The sequence below is a fragment of the Vampirovibrionales bacterium genome, assembly GCA_016712355.1.
Lineage (GTDB): Bacteria > Cyanobacteriota > Vampirovibrionia > Vampirovibrionales > Vampirovibrionaceae > JADJRF01.
Window position 1 is genome coordinate 630850 of record JADJRF010000005.1, and the last position, 20192, is coordinate 651041.

Below are 20192 nucleotides of genomic sequence, written 5' to 3' on the forward strand. Positions count from 1 at the left end.
TTATAATTATAAAATAATTTACACGCGCATGATGGAGAACGGAGAGATGAACACCCTTGGCCCCGCGCTGACAGCGGCGTCAGGCGTCCACGACTGGGGCGCGCGCCTATTTGCGCTGAATGACGCCATCATGAGAAGCGCCAATGAAGCATGGAAGGCGGATACGCCTGAAAAAATCGCCGCGCTGGGCGCGCAGGACAAATGGCTGGGCGTTCAGCGCGCCCATGCCGACGTCATGCTCGAAGCGCACTGTGCGCTAGACGAATACAATGAGGAAAGACGGCGTAAAAGCCGCGACATGGAGGCATCGCGGGCCATGATGTCTTTCGACGGCGACGGGTAAAGCGCGGAGAGTTCATTCAAGCGGACTCCCCTCACGCGTCGCCCTTAGGGGCGGCGCCTTTGTGGTAAGATAACCGCACGCTGAATTGAATCAGGCGAGGGGTCCCTCACGCCCGACTCGCCGACTGTCTTCTCTCCTCTCTGTGTTTGAGTTGTTTCTGTGCTGAGGCGCGTTCTCGTGGCAAGCGCGCTATTTGTTTCTACTGGGCGATGATCCCGGCGTTGAGACGCGCGCGGGGGATTCAAAAAAAGGAGATACGCGCGTATGACCGCTGACACTGGCATTGAGTATCGTCGCAAATATCGCGGACTCATCGGCATTCGGCCCAAGGCGCCGGTGCGAGACGCCGAAACCCTGAGTCTGGTGTATACGCCGGGCGTCGCCAAGCCGTGTCTGGAGATTGCGCGCGACTTTCTGACCTCGTTTGACTACACCATGCGCGGCAACACTGTCGCGATCGTCTCGGACGGGTCCAGCGTGTACGGCATGGGCAATATCGGCGCCACAGCCGCCATTCCGATGCTGGAAACCAAAAGCGTCTTCCATAAGACCTTCGCCGGAATTGATGGTTTTCCCATTGCGCTCGACACTCAGGACGTCGATGAGATCGTCGAAACGATCCGGTATCTGTCGCCGACGTTTGGGGGCATTCACCTCGAAGATATCTCGTCTCCGCGCTGTTTTTCGATTTGCGAGCGCCTTAAGCGCGCCATTTCGCTGCCGATTATCCACACGGATCAGGAAGCGACCGCCGTGGTCGTCTACGCCGGACTGATTAACGCGCTGAAACTCACGGGCCGACGGCTCGAAGACGCGCGCGTGGTCATCGCCGGGGCCGGAGCCTCGGGCGTGGCGACAGCACGGATGTTGCACAAACTGGGCGTTGGCGATATCAAGGTCTGCGATCGCCATGGAGCCTTGTATTACCGCCGGACGGAAGGACTTAACTGGATTAAATCCGAGCTGGCGCGCCTCACCAATCCCCATGATAAAAAAGGCTCGCTCGCCGAGATGCTCGTGGGCGCCGATATCTTCATCGGCCTGGCGCATCGCGATCTGGTCAGCGGCGAGATGATTCGCGCCATGGCGCCGGATCCGATTGTACTGGCGCTGGCGCTGTCAGAACCGGAAATCCCTTACGAAGACGCCCGGGCCGCTGGCGCGCGCGTGGTCGCCACCGGACGCAGCGATTTTCCCAATCAAATGAACTGCTCGATGGTGTATCCCGGCCTGTTTCGCGGCGCGCTCGACGTGCGCGCGACCTGCGTCACCCACGAGATGCTGACGGCCGCCGCGCGCGCCGTGGCCGAGCTGGTGAGCGAAAATCAGCTCAACGAGGCCTGCATTCTGCCGGATGCCATGGACTACCGCATTGCCGCCAAAGTGGCGCGCGCCGTGGCAGCCGAAGCCATGGCGGGCGGCCAGGCCCAGCGGCAAGTCGATCCTCAGGCAGTGGAAGACAAAGTGATGCGCTTTGTCTACGAAGGCCCCGGCGCCTGGGTCGAGCCGCCCTCGCCGCAACCCAAGACCCGCGACGAAGAGGCGCTGGAACTGCACAAACGCTATCAGGGCGTGATGGAAATCACCGCGCATGTGCCCATTCGCGATACGCACATCTATAACCTGCTGTACGCCCAGCCCCACGCCTCGCAACCCTGCCGCCTGCTGCAGGAACACCCGGAACAGGCCTACGACGTTACGCTCAAGAACAATCTGGTAGCGATTGTCACCGACGGCAGCGCAGTGCTGGGACTTGGCAACATCGGCCCCGGCGCAGGCCTGCCGGTGATGGAAGGCAAGGCTGTGCTGTTTAAAACCTTCGGCGGCGTCGAAGCCGTGCCCATTTGCCTGCGCACGCAAGAGGTCGAAGAGATCATCAAGACGGTCAAGCTCATTGCGCCGGTCTTTGGCGGCATCAATCTGGAAGATATCGCGGCGCCGCGCTGCTTTGAAGTCGAACAGCGGCTGGTCGACGAGCTGGATATCCCCGTCTTTCACGACGATCAACATGGCACCGCCGTGGTCGTGGTCGCCGGGATGCTCAACGCCGTGAAGGCTTTGGGCAAAAGCCTCAGCGAGATTCATCTGGTCGTCAATGGCGCTGGGGCTTCTGCGCTGAGCGTCTCCAAACTGCTGATGCGCGCTGGCGTGCGCGATATCACCATTTGCGACACCAAAGGCGTGATCTGGCGAGGTCGCAAAGAGGGCATGAATCCCTTTAAAGAGCAGATCGCCGAAGTCACCAATCTGGCCGACAAACGCGGCGCGCTGGAAGACGTTCTGGCCGGAGCCGACGCGTTTCTGGGTCTGTCTGCCGCCGGTATGCTCAAGCCTGCGATGGTGCAGACGATGGCGCCCAATCCCATCATTTTTGCGCTGGCCAACCCCACGCCGGAAATCATGCCGAATGAGGCGCTGGCCGCTGGCGCCGCCGTGGTCGCCACCGGGCGCAGCGATTTCCCCAATCAGGTGAACAACTCGCTGGCGTTTCCCGGCATCTTTCGCGGCGCGCTCGACGTGCGGGCCTCGCGCATTAACGACGAGATGAAGCTCGCCGCCGCCCATGCGATCGCTTCGCTGATCGGCGAAGAAGAGCTGGCCAAACGGGTGATTATTCCCTCATCGCTGGATTTTCGGGTGTCGCCCGCAGTCGCAGGCGCGGTGGCCGAAGCCGCCATCGCCACCGGCGTTGCGCGCCAGCCCATGGCCCCGGCCGACGTTCAGCGCCAGCTCAAGGGCTTTTTATACGAAGGTCATCTCGCCGCCACCGGCGCCGGGTAAGGCGCGGGCAAGGCTCGGATCAGGCGCCTCAAAAATGCGGGCGCACAAATTTCATTCTTTTGTTTTCATGCCATTAGAAAAGTTATTTGAGCAAGCCAGCAAGGGGATGCGTCATGGGAACATCGGGGGTCAGTTGGTCCGCGTTTCATCGGCTGGAAGACTTTAAAAACGGCGACCTCATCAACGGCCAAAACGGCGTACCGGAAGTCTTTGAGGTGCGGGCCGACCGGATGCGCGGCAAAACCCTGTCTCTGATTCTGGGACAAGAAGATAGGCTGATCGAGAGTTCTGATCCCAAGCTATGGAAAATCGGCACTCGGAGGGCGATCACGGCGGATTGTATAGAAGAACTCTCCGAAAACGCGACCTATCAGACGCAAGTGAGCCTGGTGACCTGCCGCCCGGATCCGCCAGAGGACAGCCGACAGTCTACTGTACAGTTGCTGGAACAGTCGCCCCGAGGCCTTAACGTCGAGAACGGGAGGCGCGACCTCGTAGTGGCGGAACCCCATTTCATGAAGCCCGGGCGCCCTTACGAGGTCGTGGCGGACGGCAACGATCAACTCTGGCTAAGAGGGGACGCCCCCTGGATTCTCACCGGCCTTCACATGACGCAAGCGGATCGCTTTTGTCTGGAATTAACGAATCCGGACAGCGGGGTCCGCGTTTCGTATGACGCGCCGATCCGCAACGCCAGCCGGGGAGCCCGGATTAGGGGGCTCAAAACCAACACAGAGGACCTTCCCCCAGAGCAGCGCGACGCATTAACAGCCTATTGGCAAGCCGTCCAAGACCATCAGGACAATACAGGCTTCAATCCCTTCTGAAAAGCCGCAGGCGCGATCTTCGCAAGACCGCGCCTACTATTGCTGAAAAACGTCGCTTAGACCTCAGAGGTACACTGCGGGCAGCGTTTGGCCTCAATCGGAATGGGCGAACAACAGAACGGGCAGGGCTTGGTCGTGGGCGTCGCTTCGACCGGCTTGGTCATCAGGCGATTCACTTGGCGCACCAGCATGAACACCGCAAAGGCGACAATCAGGAAGTTGACCAGCGCATTAATGAACAACCCGTAATTAATCGTCACGGCCCCAGCCTTCTGGGCTTCGGCCAGGGTGGAAAACGTCCCGCCCGTCAACGAAAAATACAGGTTGGCAAAATCCACTTTGCCCAATAACAGCCCAATGGGCGGCATGATGATATCATCGACCAGCGATTGGGTAATTTTGCCGAACGAGGCCCCGATAATGACCCCGACGGCCAGATCCAGCACATTCCCGCGTTGCAAAAACTGTTTAAAATCTTTCCACATCAGAGACAGACTCCTGAAAAAACGCGACGGGATTGAGTATACGGCATCGCATGCCAGACGGTAAAGCACAAGCGGGGCATCTGATTCACACGATCGCCGCAGACGACAGCCTGTCTAAAGCCGCTTGTAACACCTCGTCCTGCGTCATCGTATCGCGCGCGATCCAGTGAATCTCCCCGTTGCGCCGGAACCACGTCCGTTGGCGCCGCGCATACTGATGAATCTGCGTGCGAATAGAGGCCACGGCTTGCGGCAGCGTCCATTCGCCTTGCGCCACGCGCATCAGCTCGGGGTAGCCATGGGTGGCGCATAATGCATGGGCCTGCGGGCCGTAACGCGCCATCAGCGCCTCGGTTTCGCCGAGCCAGCCGGCGGCGAGCATCGCGTCAATCCGCGCGTCAATCACATCCCGGTGCGCGTCGCGATCATCAAACGTCAGCCCCAGCCAGATCACCGCCCCCGGCGTCTGCGCCGATGCGGTCGGCTGCGGCGTCGGCGCGCCGCTAAAGTGAATAATTTCCAGCGCGCGCACCACCCGCGAGCGATTATGCGGATGCAGTTGCGCGGCCCGGCGCGGATCGCGGCGCAGCAGGCTCGCATACAAGGCGTCATCGCTCTGATCTTGAAGCGAGGCGCGAAACGTCTCATCCGGCGCAATCTCAGGAATAAACCCGTCCTGAAGCAGGGCGTTTAAATAGAATCCCGTGCCGCCGGCAATAATGGCAAGGCGTTGGCGCGCATCGATGTCGCGCAAGGCTTCCAGCGCGTCATCACGATAGCGCGCAGCGCTGTAGCGCTCCAAGGGGCTTGCCACATCCAGCAGATAATGCCTCACGCCGCCTTGCTCCGCTTCAGAAGGCTTGGCGGAGCCGATGGTCAGCTCGCGATAAATCTGGCGCGAGTCGGCGGAAATCACGTCGCCATGCAGCCGCTGGGCGAGGGCGACCGCCAGAGCGGTTTTACCGGTTGCCGTCGGACCGACCAGCGCAATCAGAGGGCGACGCGGACCGCAGGCGGACGCCGGACTCACGGCGTCGAATTGACGGCAGACGCCAGAATCGTCCGTTCCCCCGGCGGACGCTGGGCATCCTGATCCGCCAGCGCCTGATACGCATGAACAAACATAAAGACCAGCCCCGTCGCCTTTAAGGCCACCAGGAGAAACAGGGCGATAATTTCCAGAATCATGTGAAACTGCCCGACAAACAACGCGGCCAGACCCAGCGCCGTCAATAACAGGGCAACCGCGATCAGCCCCGGCGCGCGGCGCAGAAACAGCCCGACGCTTTCCAGATACGCCTTGGGCAGCGAGCGTTTGGCGAGTATGACCAGCGGCGCCCAGAAGCCGGTCATCCACCAGAACAGGTAAAAGACGGCCATACCACCCATGTATTCGAGCATCACCTGACCCAGACGGCTCAATTGCCCCACGGGTTGAGACATCAGGAAGCGTTCAAGGGCCTTGGGATCCTGCTGAGCCGCGGGCAGATCGCGCGAAAACCGCGCCATGTCTTCCAGCAGCGCCACCGGATAGGCGCCGCTCGCCGTCAAATGCGCATGAATCCCCGCCAGAATGGCGCCGAGCGCAATAAAGGCGATAAGCCAGCCCATGGCAAACGGCATAAAATACTCGCCCACCCCCGGCAGAAAAGCCCGCAACAGCTCGCGCGTTTGCGCCACGCGCGTCGGCTCGGGCGGCCCCGGCAACGCTGGCGACGCCGCAGACGCAAAGGCTTTGTGCGCCGTCGCCTTAGGCGCCAGCTCCTGACGCACGGCCGCAGCAATCATATTGAACCATCCGGCGCTAAAGGCAGAAAACAGCAGCCAGTAAACAATCGCCGCCAGAGCCAGACGCCAGGCCAAGGCCTCGCCGCTGAAAATAAACAGCCCCTTGATCGTCGGCTGAATCAACAGCGGCATCAAGAGCAGAAACATCGCCAGCATGTTCAACAATAGGCCCTTGCGCCGTAAGATTCCGGCGCTGAGTTTAAGCTGATGAAAGACGCTGGCCATGGCTTCAGGATACCGCAGCCTGTTTTTAAAAACCAGCCGCCGCCGCCTCCCCCGACCGGCGCGATGGGCGCGCTATACTGTGACGCATAGAGATCACCCCCGGCGCCGTCGGACGCCCGACGGCTGAGAAAGGCCCGCCCCCGTTTTGTTAGCGCTTTTCGCCCCCGCGACTTTTTTTCGGCGCCGCCTCAGCGCCCCCGGACGCCGGACGCCGCAGGCGCGATTCTGGCTGATCGTAATCGCCCTTACGCTGCTGGCGGGGGGCTTACGCCTGTGGGGCGTTGAATCGCGAAGCCTGTGGCAAGACGAAGTGTTTACCGCCTCTTCGGCCACCGGCAACCGGCTGTTTGAGGCGACGATTCTGCCAGACGCCTATCGTCTGGATCCGCCAGACGCCAGCGCCCCGGCGTATTATCGACATCTGGCGATGGGCTGGCGGCCTTGGAGCGCCTTTGTCGACGGGATTGCGCATAACGTTCAGACGCCGCTGTATCCCACGCTGATGCGTCTGTGGATGCGCCTCTTCGGACCGGACCCGGTGCGGGCGCGCTTTTTCTCGGTTCTCTGCGGGATTCTCTGTATCCCGGCCATGGCATGGCTGGGCCGTCTGGCAGGCGGAAATCGCTTGGGGCTGGCGGCCTGCGCGATTCTAACGCTGTCTGGCTTTCAGATTATCTACAGTCAGACGGCGCGCCTGTACCCGCTGCTGACGCTTCTCGTCCTGCTGGGCGCCGCGCTGACGCTGGTAATCGCGCAGCGATGCCAGCGAGATTCGGCCGTTGCGCGTATTAAATGGGGGACATGGGCGATTTGGGCCGCGCTGCAGGTCGCAGGCCTCTACACGCATTATTTTTACGTCTTTGCGCTGGCGTTTCAGATCCTCTGGCTCTGGAGGGCCACTCGCGACGACCGGCGCGCGCGAATCGCCCTGATAGGCGCTTGCGCAGCCACGGCGGCGGCTGCCGCCTGCTGGGCCCCGATGTGGCTGCGTCAGCAAGCATTTCTGGCGAACATTGGCCACGGGTCGCTGAGCGGACTCTGGCGGCCGCTGACGCTGATCGAGCGCTTGTGGAAACTGGGCGCCGAACTCGTCAGCCCCAAATCTGTGTGGATTCAGCTCTGGGTCAGCGCCATCGTCCTCGCTTCCGGCGCGTTTGCCTGCTGGGGCCGCTTGCGCAAGCAGCCGCTGGCGCAAATCCTGCAGAATACGCCCGCCTGGCTGCGGTTTTCGGCTCTCTGGCTGGCGTGCGTCGTCGGCGGCCTGCTGGCGGTGGATCTAATCAGCAACACCCACCGGATTTTTTCCAGCCGTTATTTGATTCTGGCCTCGCCTGCGCTGTATCTGCTCATTGCAGGGGCGACGCTCTCGCTGCCCAGACGCGCGGCGCGAGTCGCGGGCGTGACGCTGGCGGCCCTGATGGCCCTGAACGCCGGCGCCGTCCTCAGCGGCGAGAAATTCCTGCGCAAGGAAGACTATCGCGGCGCCGGGCAGTATATTGCGCGCCATCGCGCCTCGGGCGATATCACGCTGGCGTGTCACAGCGCCGTGCACGCCGCAGGTCTGGCGTACTATCTGCCCGAGTCCATGCCGCTGGCAGGCGTCAGCCGCCGTAACGCCGGAGTGGACTGGCCGCCAGAAGCCCTGCAGGAACGTCTCAAAACACTGCTAAAAGGGCGATCCGGCGCATTTCTGGCGTTGTGTCACTGCCGCCCTGCGCTGGCTGAGCGCCTGCGGCGCGGCATCGAAGCTCAGGGCTTTCGCCTTGCCGATCGCGTCACGCTCAGTAGTATGCAAGCGCTTCGTTATGTTCGCGTCCCTTCGACTTCGGGGTCCGACTATCGACGTCGCGAAACACCCCGCTCAGACCGGCCTTGACGCAATTATCCAGCACTTCTTGCAGGGCGCGCGCCAGTTCGGGCCCCTGGGCGGAGTAAATCTCGCTGGGAATACTGGTCGAGGGCAGCTCGATTGAAAAGCGCTCGCCCGAACTGTCGCGAAACAGCAGCGAGACCAGCGTACGGCCGTGATCGTTCAAACTGGCGTTGCCCAGGTAATGCGTGAGTTTATTCTGAAACACCAGCTCCATCGGAAAGAGTCCTTACGATATCTGGCGATTTTTTCAAGGCTCGCTCGCGTGACGACCCATCGAGCGCTCCGCGCGCAGGGTCCTGTCTGATCTGTCGGCTACCTGCGCCGAAACTGTAGCCCTCGCTTTACAAATTTTACAATAAGACGCCGGTATTCAGCCGCCTTCTTCTGGGCGGGACCCCGCCAGAGATGCCCGCCCGGTTGGACTTGCCTGACGCTTTTTGAGACAATGGCGCTTCGCTTTTCATCCCGTAAAAGCGCCGTTCTGCTTGCCCCGTAAGACCCGACCCGGAGACCCGACGCGCGATGACGCCCCTGCTCAAACTGGTTATTCCCAAAGGACGCCTGCAAGAAAAGGTCGAAGGCCTGTTGGCGCGCATTGGCCTGCATCTGACTTACAGCAGCCGCTCTTACCGACCGGTTTGCTCCGATCCGGCGATTGAAATCAAGCTGCTCAAGCCTCAGAACATCCCCGCCCTTATTGCGCTGGGCCGTCACGACGCCGGTTTCAGCGGCCTCGACTGGGTGATTGAGCAGGGCCTCGAAACGCACGATAACTTGCGCGAAGTCATGGATTTAGGCTTTAACCGCGTGCGTATCGTGGCCGCCGTCCCCGAAACGCTCGCCGTGGACGAGGCTTACCGCAAGCGCCGCATCATCGTCGCGACTGAATATCCTGTCATCGCCCAGCGTTATCTGGACGCGCAGAAGCTCGACGCCGTGCTGATTAAATCTTACGGGGCCACCGAGGCCCTGCCGCCGGAAGACGCCGATATGATCATCGACAATACGTCGACCGGCTCGACGCTGGCCATGAACCGCCTGGCCATTGTCGACGAGCTGCTCAGTTCCACCACGCGCCTGCTGGCTTCTGGCGAAGCGCTGGACGATCCGGCCCGCGCCGGCAAGCTGGCGGAAATCCGCATGTTGATTCAGAGCGTGTTGAACGCCGACAAGAAAGTCCTGCTGGAAATGAACGTGGGCGCGGCGCAACTGGAAGCGCTGGTCTCGAATCTGCCGTGTATGCGCGCCCCCACCGTGTCGCCGCTGCACGATGGCGCGGGTTATGCGGTCAAGGTCGCCGTTTCCGCCGCCGAGGCGCCCCGGCTGATCCCGCAGTTGGTGAAGCTGGGGGCCAGCGATATTCTGGAGTATCGTCTGGCGAAGATCGTGCCATGACGATCGCCCCGCGCGCCGCAGTCGCCGCGATGAGCGCCTACAGCGCGCCGTTGGAAGGCCGCCGCGAGCAAATCCGGCTGGATTTTAACGAAAACACCACGGGATTTGCGCAGGCGGCGGCGCCGCTGGACGCGGCGTTTCTCGGCGCTTACCCCGAATACGACGCTTTTACCGCCGCCCTCGCAGCGTATTTCGGGCGAGAACCCCAGGAGCTGCTTCTGACCAACGGCAGCGCGGAAGCCCTGTTTTTGCTGCCCTTTGTCTTCATCGAACCGGGACGCGACGTGGCGGTGGTCTCGACGCCGACGTTTCCCGTGATTCCGCATAGTCTGGCGCTGGCAGGCGCCCGGATTCACGCCGTGCCGATGCGCGCCGATCTCACCTATGATCTGGCCGGACTGGAGCAGGCCTTGCAGACGGGCGCCAGACTCTGTACGCTCGCCACGCCGGATAACCCATCAGGCGCAACCATTGCGTCAGCGGTGATTCTGGACTGGGCGCAGCGCTTTACAGACACGCTGTTTGTCATCGACGAGGCCTATATCGAGTACGGCGGCGAGAGCGTGCTGGCGCAGGCGGGCGTCATGCCGAATCTGGTCGTGACGCGCAGTTTTTCCAAGGCCTGGGGCATGGCGGCGCTGCGCCTCGGCGTGGCGATTGGACACCCTGAGGTGATAGCGTGGCTTCGCGTGGCGCGCTCGCCCTACAGCGTCAACGCGCTGGCCGTCCAGACCGCCGGGCGCCTGCTGGAAAATCCGCAGCAGGTTGCCGATCAGGCGCAAGCGACCCTGCGCCGAAAAGCGCTTGTCCTCGCCGCAGTCGCCGAGCGCGGCTATGGCGCGATTGCCGGGGCGGCCAATTTCTTTCTGCTCAAAGTGGGTCTCGACGCCGGCGCGCTCTGCGATTTCTGTCGCGCGCGCGGCGTTTTGCTGCGCGATCGCTCATCGCTGCCGAATATGGGCGGTCTGGTGCGCGTCAGCGTCGGCACGGAGGCCGAAATGGACGCGTTTCTGGCCTGTCTGGACGCGTTTCGCGCCGAACGCGCCCTGATGTTCGATCTCGATGACACGCTGGTCGACGTCTCGCGCAGTTACGATGAAGTCGTCATGCGCGTCGTGGCGCACTTTGGCGTCGAGCGCCCTGATCGCCAAACCATTCTGGCGCTCAAGGCCGAAGGCGGCTTCAACGACGACTGGGACGCCGCCCGCGAGCTGTTGCGCCGCGCCGGCAAGGACGTCTCGCGCGAAGCGATTGTCGCACTCGCAAAACCGCTCTATCTGTCGCTGGCGCGCGATCACGAAAGCTGGCCCACGGCGCCGGAGGCCTTGCGCGCGTTCTCTAAACGCTATCGCACGCTGGTCGTCACCGGTCGCCCGCGCGACGAGTACGCCCCCGTCTGGGGCGAGCGGCTGGACGCCTGCGTCGAGCGCGTCTTCTGCCAGGATGACTTCGACGGCGCGGGCTCCGCGCTGCCGCGTAAACCGGCGCCCGATCTGCTGAAAGCCGCCATGGCGGCGCGCGGCGTCTGCGGCGGCGCGTATGTCGGCAATTCCGTCGATGATATGGCGGCGGCGCGCGCGGCGGGACTGCGCGCGTGGGGCGTGGCGACGACCCATTCGCCAGAAGCCCTGGCGCAAGCGGGCGCTGAGCGCGTGTTTCAATCGATTCCCCAACTTCAAGAGGCTTTGATGATATGACGTCTCCTTCAGCGCAGAGTTCGGCTCGCGCCGCCAGCGTCTCGCGCGTCAGCCGCGAAACCCGCGTTCAGGTCACGTTTGAGGCGGACGCCGCGCGCGCGCCTCACATCCAGACGCCGTTGCCGTTTTTCAGTCATATGCTGGACGCGTTTGCCTGCCATGGCCGTTTTGGCTTGAGCGTCGAGGCGTCTGGCGACATTGAAGTGGATCCGCACCACCTGATGGAAGACGTCGGCATTGTCCTGGGGCAAGCCATTGCGCAGGCGCTCGACGGCTATAAAGGCATTGCCCGCGCGGGCTGCTTCGCCTTTCCCATGGATGGCTCGCTGGCGCTGGTCGCCCTCGATCTGTGCGGGCGGCCAAATCTTACCTGGAACGTCCCGCTGGGCGCGCTGCCGGTCGGCGCGCTGGACCCGCACCTGTTCCGCGAATTCTTCAAGGGCCTGATCGACGGCATGCGGGCAACGGCGCATCTGCATGTGCCATGCCATGACAACGATCACCATGTTCTCGAAGCGCTCTTTAAGGCGTTCGCCCGCGCGCTGCGCCAGGCGGCTGGTCGTATTGAGCCGGGCGACGCGCTCAGCGGCGCCCTTAGCACCAAAGGTATGTTAGACGCATGAGCAGCCCCCCCCAAATTGAGCTGATTGACTACGGCGGCGGCAACATCGCCAGCGTCATGCGGGCGCTGGAGCGACTCTCGGTCTCTTACGTCAAAGTCGGCCCGGATCTCTTGCCCAGCGGGCGCCGTCCATTGATCCTGCCTGGGGTGGGCGCATTTGGCGCGACGATGGCCGGCTTGCGCCGAGGCGGCCTACATTCGCGTCTGGTTGAATTGCTCGGGCGCGGCGTTCCGTATCTGGGCATCTGCGTGGGCTTGCAGATTCTGTTTGAAAAAAGCGCCGAGTCCGAAGGCACGCCGGGCCTAGGGATTCTCTGCGGGGAAGTCGCGCGGCTGACGCATCGCAAAATTCCGCAGATTGGCTGGAATCGCTTGCGCGCGGTCAACGACCCGGACGCGCCCGAAGGCGAAGCCTATTTCGTCAATTCGTTTGCGGCCCGTCCCGCCGATCCCGGGATCACGCTGTACGAAAGCGACTACGGCGGCCCGTTCTGCGCCGCCATCCAGCGTCAAAACGTGACCGGATTCCAGTTTCACCCGGAAAAAAGCGGTCCTTTCGGCCATGAGCTATTGCGGAGGTGGCTGGATGCTGTGTAAACGGATTATCCCGTGTCTGGACGTCGCCGATGGACGCACGGTGAAAGGCGTTCAGTTCCAGAATCTGCGCGATATCGGCGATCCGGTGGAACTGGCGCTGATTTATCAGGATCAGGGCGCTGACGAGTTGTTGTTTCTGGACATTTCGGCGTCGCACGAAGGCCGTGAGACGATGTTTCACGTCGTGGAAGCCGTCGCCCGCCGTCTGATGATCCCGTTTACCGTCGGCGGCGGCGTTACGACGCTTGCGCAGGCCAAGCGCCTGCTGGCCAGCGGCGCCGATAAGGTCTCCATCAACACCGGCGCGCTGCGCAATCCGTCGCTGATTCGCGATATCGCCGAAGAGTGCGGCTCGCAATGCTGCGTGCTGGCCATCGACGCGCGGCGCAAACAACCCGCCATCGCCGGAGCCGCTGCGCCGCGTCCGCCTGTGCCGCCGCCGCCCGTCTGGGAAGCGCTCACGCACGGGGGCCGCTCGGTCGGCCACCCCGACGCCTTTGTATGGGCGCGCGAAGCCGTGAACCTCGGCGCCGGCGAAATTCTGCTGACGTCCTGGGATCAGGACGGCACGCTGGCCGGCTTTGATCTGGCGTTGACCCGTCAATTCGCCGAGAATCTGCCGATCCCGGTCATCGCTTCGGGCGGCGGGGGCGGGCCTGCCTCTTTTGTCGACGTGTTTTGCGCAGGCGGCGCCGATGCCGCGCTGGCCGCCAGCATCTTTCATGACAACCAATGGACGGTCGACTCGCTCAAACGCGAGATCGTCCGCCTCAACCCGGAGGCGATCGCAATTCGATTATGATGATCCCCAGCATCGACCTGATGAATGGCCGCGCCGTGCAATTGCGCCAGGGCAAAACGCACGTGCTGACCGATGAGCGCGATCCCATTGCGCTGGCCCGCGAATTTAACCGTTACGGCGAAATCGCCGTCATCGATCTCGACGCCGCCCTGGGCAAAGGCGACAATCTGGCGCTGATTAAACAAATCTGCCGCGTGGCGGACGTGCGCGCAGGCGGCGGCGTTCGCACGGTGGAGCGCGCCAACGCCTTACTGCGCGCAGGCGCCCAACGCATCATTGTGGGAACCGCCGCCACCCCGGAATTTTTAAGCCAGCTTCCCAAGGCGCGCGTGATGGTCGCGCTGGATCACCGCCATGGCGAGGTGGTGGATCTAGGCTGGACGCACGGATCCGGGCAGACGGTCAGCGAACGGGCGCTGGCGCTGGCCGATCATTGCAGCGCGTACCTCTGTACATTTGTGACCGAAGAAGGCTGCATGACGGGTCTGCCCGTCGATGAGGCCCAAGCCATTCAGGCCGTGGCCCCGCATCCGCTGACGGTGGCCGGCGGCGTGGCCAGCACCGACGAAGTCATTGCTCTCTCACGGATGGGACTCGACGTTCAGGTCGGCATGGCGCTCTATACCGGCCAGCTCGACCCGGCGGCGGCGGTCATTGGCGCGCTGGATTTTGACAAGCAACCGCTGATTCCTACCATCGTGGAAGACGAAGCCGGGCAGACGCTGATGCTGGCCTACAGCACGCCGGAATCGCTTCGCAAATCGCTGGAAAACGGCCATGGCGTTTATTACAGCCGCAGCCGACAAAAGCTCTGGCGCAAAGGCGAAACCTCCGGTCACCAGCAAGAACTGCTCGCCTGCCGCACCGATTGCGATCGCGATACGCTGCTGTTTACCGTGCGTCAATCCGGTCCCGCCTGTCATACGCACGCTTATAGCTGCTTTGGATCCGGGCAGCGAAACCGACGCTTTTCACTCCCGGCCTTGTTTGAGATTCTGCGCGATCGCATGGCGCATCCGCCTGCCGGATCGTACACGGCCAGGCTCTTTGCGGATCCTGAGCTCCTGGCCGCCAAAATCATGGAAGAAGCCCAGGAGGCCATTGAGGCGCGCGAGCGCGACGACGTGATCTGGGAAATCGCCGACGCCGTGTTCTTCCTCAGCGCGCTGGCCGTGCGCGAAGGGCTCGACTGGCGCGACATTGAAGCCGAACTCGGCGGACGCCATAAATGATCCCGATGCTCGCAGGCGAGGCGGCCCAAGCGTTTCTGCGCGATAAGACCCGCCGCGACGCGCCCGACGACGCCGCCTGTCAACGCGAACGCGCCGTCGCCGACATTCTGGCCGAGGTCGCCGCAGACGGCGATGCCGCGTTAACGCGTCTGGCTGAACGCTTCGGCGATCCCTCGCCCCTGATGCTGCCCGGCGACGACCCGCAGGTGATGGCTGCTGGCGACGCGCTTTGCCCCGACGTGCGACGCGCGATGACATTTGCCGCCGACAATATCCGGGAGTTTGCGCACGCCGTGATGCGCGCCGCGCAGCCTGTCGAGCAGCATCGCGAAGGATTTGCCGCAGGCCTGCGCTGGCAGCCCGTGGCGAGCGCCGCCTGCTATGTTCCCGGCGGGCGTTACCCGCTGCCTTCCACGGCGTTGATGACGGCGCTCACCGCGCAAGTCGCGGGCGTGCCCGATATCACGCTGGTTTCGCCCCAACTCTCGCCCGCCGTGCTCTACGCAGGGCGTCTGGCAGGAGTGCGCCGCTACTGGCGAATGGGCGGCGCTCAGGCCGTGGCCGCGCTCGCCTATGGCACGCCGCGCATCGCGGCGGTTGATATCGTCGTCGGTCCCGGCAACGCGTACGTGACCGAGGCCAAGCGTCAATTACAGGGCGTCATCGGCATCGACATGCTGGCCGGGCCCAGCGAGGTAGTCGTGATTGCTGATGCCGGGGCCAACCCGCGCTGGGTCGCGCTCGATTTGCTCGCGCAAGCCGAACATGATCCCGATGCGCGCGCCTATCTGCTCAGCGACGATCCGGCCATGACGCGCGCCGTGGCCCAGGCGCTGGCGATGGTCGTCGCCGAGCTGGCGCCGCCGCCGTTTGTGGCGCAATCGCTTGCGGCCAGCGCCTTGCTGACGCTGGCGGATTTACCCGCCTGTATCGCCGCCTGCAATCAACTGGCGCCCGAGCACGTCAGCGTGCAAACCCGCGACCCGGATGCGGTGGCCGCGTCGTTGACGGCTTACGGCGCGCTGTTTCTGGGCGACGCCAGCACGGTGCCTTACGGCGATTACGTGGCCGGGCCCAATCACACGCTTCCCACGGCGCGGCGCGCCCGTTTCAGCGGGGGGCTCACGCCGTTTACCTTTTTGCGCCCCCAGTCGTGGATCCGCGCCGACGCCGGGCGTCCTGAGCTGCCGCAGCCCACGGCGCAACTGGCGACGCTGGAAGGCCTCAGCGCCCATGCGGCCGCCGCCCGCGCGCGATGGACGCCATCCGGCGATCGGGCCGCAGGGAGCCCCTCCGAATGAGAATTCCCCTTGCAATGTCCCGCTCTTTTCTCTACAGTGGGGCTCCATAAAATTCAACTCACTAGCATCATTTGAAGTCTTTTCTTGTTCATGTCATCAGCCAACGGTTAAGAATATCCGGCGTTGCTGCCTTCGCGCAGGCGCCGCTTAAGGAGGAATCCCCGATGAACGTCGGCGCGCCGCGCTTTGGCGGTAGTTTTGCAGTTTTTCACCCCCATACCGATGAGGCTTCAAACGCACTCAATCCTCGCACGCTTTTAACGATGCAAACCCATTGGGGCTGGGAAAAGGACGCCGACATCACGCAAAAAGGCCTTTGCGACAGACAATCCAACCAATACCGATCAAAAGCCGACGTCTTTGAAATGGGCGTTCGCATCGATCCGCCCCAAAATGCAACGCCTAAACAAATCCGGGACGCTCAAAGGCGGGAAAAACAGTATACGGATCAATTGAAAGCGTTCTTGAAAGAAAACGGGGTTCAATTCCCGGATTTTTCCCAAGTTCCGGCCTCTGCGCCAGTCGCTCACATAGACACTAAGCGCGCAGCAGGCGGCAAAACCGGGTAGACGCGCACGGGGCGAGCGCCTGCGTCAATGCCAGGCGGCGTTGACCAGTTGCATCAAGGCGGCGTTGGCCTTGACGTCGCTCACGTCGGTGATGACAATGCCCTGACTGGCGGCGTAACTGCTCATGGATTGCGCCAGCGCGTTGATATCGCTGGCCGTGAGGAAGCTGCCCGCGCTGGTCTGGACGCGCTCCAGTCCTTGAGTGGGTTGGTTTTCCACCGTCACGCGATCGGAACCCGCCCCGTAGGCAATCTGTAAGGTGTTGTCTTTGAGCCAGAAGGCGATGCTGTTTTTATCGACGGTGGCCCCAAAGACAGCCTTGTCAACTTCTTTAGTCGAGGTATAGCTGTCACGGATGACGTCGACCCCATCGCCGGCATTCAACTGATAGGTATCCGCGCCCGCCCCGCCGATGAGGATATCCTGACCCGCGCCGCCGGTCAGCGTATCAGAGCCGGCGCCGCCGTCCAGCGTATTGTTGCCGGCATTGCCGGTGATGACGTTACTGGCCGTGTTCCCGGTGGCGTTCAATGCGTTGACGCCCAGCAGGGTTAAATTTTCCACGTTGGCGCCCAGCGTATAGGAGATTGAGGCGCGCACGGTATCGGTTCCCTGACCCGCGGTTTCGCTCACAACATCCCCGGCGTTATCCACCACATACGTATCGTTGCCCGAGCCGCCGACAAGCGTATCGGCGCCCAGACCGCCATCGAGCGTATCATTGCCAGAACCGCCGCTGAGGGTATTGGCTCCGGCATTGCCGGTTAAGACGTTATTGAGGGTATTACCAGTTCCGTTGAGATTGGCGGATCCCAGCAGCGTCAGGTTTTCAACGTTGGCGCCCAGCGTATAGGAAAGGCTGGATTGCACCGTATCCGTGCCCTGACTGGCGCTTTCGGTCACAACATCGCCGGCATTATCCACCACATAGGTGTCGTTACCTGAGCCGCCGATGAGCGTATCGGCGCCCGCGCCGCCATCGAGCGTATCATTGCCCGAACCGCCGTTAAGGGTATTGGCCCCGGCATTGCCGATTAAAACGTTATCGACGGTATTACCGGTTCCATTGAGATTACTTGACCCGAGCAGTGTCAGATTTTCGACATTGGCGCCTAGCGTATAACTGATTGACGCGCGCACCGTATCGGCGCCCTGATTCGCGCTTTCGGTGACGATGTCGCCCGCGTTGTCCACGACGTAGACGTCGTCTCCCAGCCCGCCGGTCAATCTGTCGGCCCCCGCGCCGCCATCGAGCGTATCATTGCCCGCGCCGCCATCCAGCGTATTGACGCCTGCGTTACCGATAATCACGTTATTCAGCGCGTTGCCGGTTCCATTGAGATTACTTGATCCCAGCAGCGTCAGATTCTCGACGTTGGCGCCCAGCGTATACGAGATGCTGGATTGCACCGTATCAATGCCCGCATTGGCAGCTTCGTTTACCACGTCGCCCGCGTTATCGACGATATAGACGTCATTGCCCGCGCCGCCGCTGAGCGTATCGGCGCCCAGACCGCCATCGAGCGTATCATTGCCAGAGCCGGCTACGATCGCGTTGTTCAGATCGTTGCCCACGCCGACCAGCCCGGAGGGGACTCCCAGCGCCATGGCGCCGCCGTTTGGAATCACTCCCAGAATCAGATTTTCGACGTTGGCCGCCAACGTGTAGTTGACGGTGGCGTAAATAGTGTCGTTGCCGCCGCCGACATCTTCCTGAACGACATCATTGAGGTCATCGACGCCATAGATGTCATCGCCCGCGCCGCCGATCAGGATATCGGCGCCTTCGCCGCCATCCAGCGTATCGTTGCCCGCAAAGCCGGTGAGGGTATTGGCGCCCGCATTGCCAATGAGATAATTGTCCAGCTCGTTGCCATTGCCATTCAGGGCGTCTACGCCCAGCAGCGTGAGGTTTTCGACGTTGGCCCCCAACGTATACGTGAAATTAACCTGAACGGTATCAACGCCCTCATCGAGCTTTTCCACCACGAGATCGCCGGCGTTATCCACGACATACGTATCGTTACCCAGACCGCCATAGAGTTTATCGAGTCCCAGGCCGCCGTTAAGCGTATCGTTACCGGCAGCGCCGGAGAGAATATCGTTGCCCGCGCCGCCATTGAGAACATTATCGCCCGCATTGCCCAGCAGCGAGTTATTCAGCGCGTTACCGGTCCCGTCCAGATTGTCCGCGCCCAGCAGGGTCAGGTTTTCCAGATTGGCGCCCAGCGTATAGTTTATCAGGGCCTGAACCGTGTCGCGCCCTTCGCCGACGTTCTCAGTGACCACGTCGCCCGCGTTATCCACGACATAGGTATCGTCGCCCACGCCGCCGATCAGCGTATCGGCGCCGGCCAGACCATTGAGCACATCGTTGCCCGCGCCGCCGGACAGCGTATTGACGCCCGCGTTGCCAATGAGGTAATTGGACAGCGCATTGCCCGTGCCGTTGAGATTAGCGCTTCCCAGCAGGGTCAGGACTTCGACGTTATCGGAAAGCGTGTAGCTCACCAGCGCGTTGATCGTATCGCGGCCTTCGCCCGCAGATTCAATCACCACGTCGGCGGCGTTATCCACGACGTATAAATCGTCGCCAAGGCCGCCAATCAGCGTATCGGCCCCGGCCAGACCATTGAGCACATCGTTGCCCGCGCCGCCAGACAGCGTGTTGGCGCCGACGTTGCCGACCAGCGAATTGTTCAGGTCGTTGCCGGTCCCCGACAGGTTCAGCGTGCCAATCAGGGTGAGATTCTCGACGTTGTCCGAGAGCGTATAATCCACCAGCGCGTTAATGGTGTCGCGGCCTTCGCCGACATTCTCGCTGACCACGTCGCCCGCGTCGTCGACCACGTATAAATCGTCGCCGAGACCGCCGATGAGCGTATCAGCGCCCTTCATGCCATTGAGCACGTCATTGCCCGCGCCGCCCGATAAGGTATTGGCGCCCGCGTTGCCAATGAGGTAATTGGCCAGCGCGTTGCCGCTGCCGTTGAGATTAGCCGTTCCCAGCAGGGTCAGATTTTCGACGTTGGCGCCGAGCGTGTAATCCACCAGCGCATTGACCGTATCGCGGCCTTCGTCAGCATTTTCAATCACGACGTCGCCCGCGTTGTCGACGACATAGACATCGTTGCCCAGCCCGCCGATCAGCGTATCGGCCCCGGCCAGACCATTGAGCACATCGTTGCCCGCGCCGCCCGATAACGTATTGGCGCCCGCATTGCCGATGAGCGCATTATTCTGCGCGTTGCCGGTCCCGTTGAGGTTGGCTGTCCCCTCAAGGATTAAATTCTCCAGATTCGCGCCCAGCGTATAGGAGATGGAACTGCGCACGGTGTCGAGTCCGGCGTCGGCGTTTTCGACGATCACGTCGCCCGCCTCATCGACGTAATACACGTCGTTGCCCAGCCCGCCCTGCATGCGATCCGCGCCGCGGCCGCCATTGAGAGTATCGTTACTAAGGCCGCCCAGCAGCAGATCGGCGCTATCGCCGCCGAGAATCAGATTCCCGTGATCGCCGCCCTGCAGCTCATCTTCAAATGCCGTCCCTTGCACAATCGCAACCATTCTGTCCTCACTAATATCTCGTCTTCTCTAAACCAGTCGTTTGGACCGCGACGCAACAGAGGCATCGGTCCACATAATTTGTCTATCG

General features: G+C 62.2%; 17 protein-coding genes. 12 read left to right on the forward strand and 5 right to left on the reverse strand.

Features of this window, described 5'->3' with window-relative positions; genetic code table 11:
• Positions 1-46 precede the first annotated feature (46 nt).
• The 3 genes from IPK79_04305 (at position 47) to IPK79_04315 (ending at position 3951) form a co-directional block, all read left to right on the forward strand.
• On the forward strand, positions 47-343 hold the full coding sequence (locus IPK79_04305) for a hypothetical protein (GenBank protein MBK8189652.1): 297 nt from the start codon (positions 47-49) through the stop codon (positions 341-343).
• Positions 344-607: 264 nt separating this feature from the next.
• Positions 608-3124 (forward strand): NADP-dependent malic enzyme, encoded by a 2517-nt coding sequence (locus tag IPK79_04310; protein ID MBK8189653.1) that lies wholly within the window; start codon positions 608-610, stop codon positions 3122-3124.
• A 113-nt stretch (positions 3125-3237) separates the two neighbouring features.
• Positions 3238-3951, forward strand: a complete 714-nt coding sequence (locus tag IPK79_04315; protein MBK8189654.1) for a hypothetical protein — start codon at positions 3238-3240, stop codon at positions 3949-3951.
• 56 nt (positions 3952-4007) lie between these two features.
• Here the strand turns inward: IPK79_04315 and mscL are convergent, their stop codons facing one another.
• The 3 genes from mscL to IPK79_04330 form a co-directional block, all read right to left on the reverse strand.
• Positions 4008-4436, reverse strand: coding sequence for a large conductance mechanosensitive channel protein MscL (gene mscL / locus IPK79_04320; GenBank protein MBK8189655.1), 429 nt, complete (start codon positions 4434-4436; stop codon positions 4008-4010).
• An 85-nt stretch (positions 4437-4521) separates the two neighbouring features.
• Positions 4522-5466: a tRNA (adenosine(37)-N6)-dimethylallyltransferase MiaA gene (miaA, locus tag IPK79_04325; GenBank protein ID MBK8189656.1), complete on the reverse strand. Its 945-nt coding sequence runs from the start codon at positions 5464-5466 to the stop codon at positions 4522-4524.
• Entirely contained in the window at positions 5463-6449 is a 987-nt protein-coding gene (locus tag IPK79_04330) for a hypothetical protein (GenBank protein ID MBK8189657.1), read from the reverse strand. The genes miaA and IPK79_04330 overlap by 4 nt, the downstream gene beginning before the upstream one ends.
• 145 nt (positions 6450-6594) lie before the next feature.
• Between IPK79_04330 and IPK79_04335 the strand changes: the two genes are divergently transcribed.
• Positions 6595-8325 (forward strand): glycosyltransferase family 39 protein, encoded by a 1731-nt coding sequence (locus IPK79_04335; GenBank protein ID MBK8189658.1) that lies wholly within the window; start codon positions 6595-6597, stop codon positions 8323-8325.
• On the opposite strand, the gene IPK79_04340 is transcribed toward IPK79_04335, so the two are convergent.
• Complete coding sequence (locus tag IPK79_04340) at positions 8231-8536, reverse strand: hypothetical protein (GenBank protein ID MBK8189659.1); 306 nt, start codon at positions 8534-8536, stop codon at positions 8231-8233. The genes IPK79_04335 and IPK79_04340 overlap by 95 nt on opposite strands.
• Before the next feature lie 308 nt (positions 8537-8844).
• Here IPK79_04340 and IPK79_04345 point away from each other — a divergent pair, with 308 nt between their 5' ends.
• The 8 genes from IPK79_04345 to IPK79_04380 all read left to right on the forward strand — a co-directional run bounded on the left by IPK79_04345 (position 8845) and on the right by IPK79_04380 (position 16537).
• On the forward strand, positions 8845-9717 hold the full coding sequence (locus IPK79_04345) for an ATP phosphoribosyltransferase (protein ID MBK8189660.1): 873 nt from the start codon (positions 8845-8847) through the stop codon (positions 9715-9717).
• Positions 9714-11414, forward strand: a complete 1701-nt coding sequence (locus tag IPK79_04350) for an aminotransferase class I/II-fold pyridoxal phosphate-dependent enzyme (protein ID MBK8189661.1) — start codon at positions 9714-9716, stop codon at positions 11412-11414. The genes IPK79_04345 and IPK79_04350 overlap by 4 nt, the downstream gene beginning before the upstream one ends.
• Entirely contained in the window at positions 11411-12037 is a 627-nt protein-coding gene (locus IPK79_04355; protein ID MBK8189662.1) for an imidazoleglycerol-phosphate dehydratase, read from the forward strand. The genes IPK79_04350 and IPK79_04355 overlap by 4 nt, the downstream gene beginning before the upstream one ends.
• Positions 12034-12633 carry an imidazole glycerol phosphate synthase subunit HisH gene (hisH, locus tag IPK79_04360; protein ID MBK8189663.1) on the forward strand — a complete coding sequence of 200 codons (600 nt, stop codon included), beginning with the start codon at positions 12034-12036 and terminating at the stop codon, positions 12631-12633. Before IPK79_04355 ends, hisH begins: the two co-directional genes overlap by 4 nt.
• Complete coding sequence (hisF, locus tag IPK79_04365) at positions 12623-13435, forward strand: imidazole glycerol phosphate synthase subunit HisF (protein MBK8189664.1); 813 nt, start codon at positions 12623-12625, stop codon at positions 13433-13435. Before hisH ends, hisF begins: the two co-directional genes overlap by 11 nt.
• Positions 13432-14667: a phosphoribosyl-ATP diphosphatase gene (gene hisE / locus IPK79_04370; GenBank protein ID MBK8189665.1), complete on the forward strand. Its 1236-nt coding sequence runs from the start codon at positions 13432-13434 to the stop codon at positions 14665-14667. Before hisF ends, hisE begins: the two co-directional genes overlap by 4 nt.
• Complete coding sequence (hisD, locus tag IPK79_04375) at positions 14664-15968, forward strand: histidinol dehydrogenase (protein ID MBK8189666.1); 1305 nt, start codon at positions 14664-14666, stop codon at positions 15966-15968. Before hisE ends, hisD begins: the two co-directional genes overlap by 4 nt.
• A 164-nt stretch (positions 15969-16132) precedes the next feature.
• A complete protein-coding gene (locus IPK79_04380) occupies positions 16133-16537 on the forward strand; it encodes a hypothetical protein (protein MBK8189667.1) in 405 nt (134 codons plus the stop codon).
• A 24-nt stretch (positions 16538-16561) separates the two neighbouring features.
• Here IPK79_04380 and IPK79_04385 read toward each other — a convergent pair whose 3' ends face one another.
• Positions 16562-20104, reverse strand: coding sequence for a calcium-binding protein (locus IPK79_04385; protein ID MBK8189668.1), 3543 nt, complete (start codon positions 20102-20104; stop codon positions 16562-16564).
• Between the last annotated feature and the right edge of the window lie 88 nt (positions 20105-20192).

What these genes read in the sequence shown, in the direction of transcription:
- hisH (MBK8189663.1), top strand. Translation starts at nt 12,034, where the DNA reads ATGAGCAGCCCCCCCCAAATTGAGCTGATTGACTACGGCGGCGGCAAC.
- IPK79_04330 (MBK8189657.1), bottom strand. Translation starts at nt 6,449, where the DNA reads ATGGCCAGCGTCTTTCATCAGCTTAAACTCAGCGCCGGAATCTTACGG.
- IPK79_04305 (MBK8189652.1), top strand. Translation starts at nt 47, where the DNA reads ATGAACACCCTTGGCCCCGCGCTGACAGCGGCGTCAGGCGTCCACGAC.
- IPK79_04385 (MBK8189668.1), bottom strand. Translation starts at nt 20,104, where the DNA reads ATGGTTGCGATTGTGCAAGGGACGGCATTTGAAGATGAGCTGCAGGGC.
- IPK79_04380 (MBK8189667.1), top strand. Translation starts at nt 16,133, where the DNA reads ATGAACGTCGGCGCGCCGCGCTTTGGCGGTAGTTTTGCAGTTTTTCAC.
- mscL (MBK8189655.1), bottom strand. Translation starts at nt 4,436, where the DNA reads ATGTGGAAAGATTTTAAACAGTTTTTGCAACGCGGGAATGTGCTGGAT.
- IPK79_04310 (MBK8189653.1), top strand. Translation starts at nt 608, where the DNA reads ATGACCGCTGACACTGGCATTGAGTATCGTCGCAAATATCGCGGACTC.
- IPK79_04355 (MBK8189662.1), top strand. Translation starts at nt 11,411, where the DNA reads ATGACGTCTCCTTCAGCGCAGAGTTCGGCTCGCGCCGCCAGCGTCTCG.
- IPK79_04315 (MBK8189654.1), top strand. Translation starts at nt 3,238, where the DNA reads ATGGGAACATCGGGGGTCAGTTGGTCCGCGTTTCATCGGCTGGAAGAC.
- hisE (MBK8189665.1), top strand. Translation starts at nt 13,432, where the DNA reads ATGATGATCCCCAGCATCGACCTGATGAATGGCCGCGCCGTGCAATTG.
- hisF (MBK8189664.1), top strand. Translation starts at nt 12,623, where the DNA reads ATGCTGTGTAAACGGATTATCCCGTGTCTGGACGTCGCCGATGGACGC.
- IPK79_04340 (MBK8189659.1), bottom strand. Translation starts at nt 8,536, where the DNA reads ATGGAGCTGGTGTTTCAGAATAAACTCACGCATTACCTGGGCAACGCC.
- IPK79_04350 (MBK8189661.1), top strand. Translation starts at nt 9,714, where the DNA reads ATGACGATCGCCCCGCGCGCCGCAGTCGCCGCGATGAGCGCCTACAGC.
- IPK79_04345 (MBK8189660.1), top strand. Translation starts at nt 8,845, where the DNA reads ATGACGCCCCTGCTCAAACTGGTTATTCCCAAAGGACGCCTGCAAGAA.
- hisD (MBK8189666.1), top strand. Translation starts at nt 14,664, where the DNA reads ATGATCCCGATGCTCGCAGGCGAGGCGGCCCAAGCGTTTCTGCGCGAT.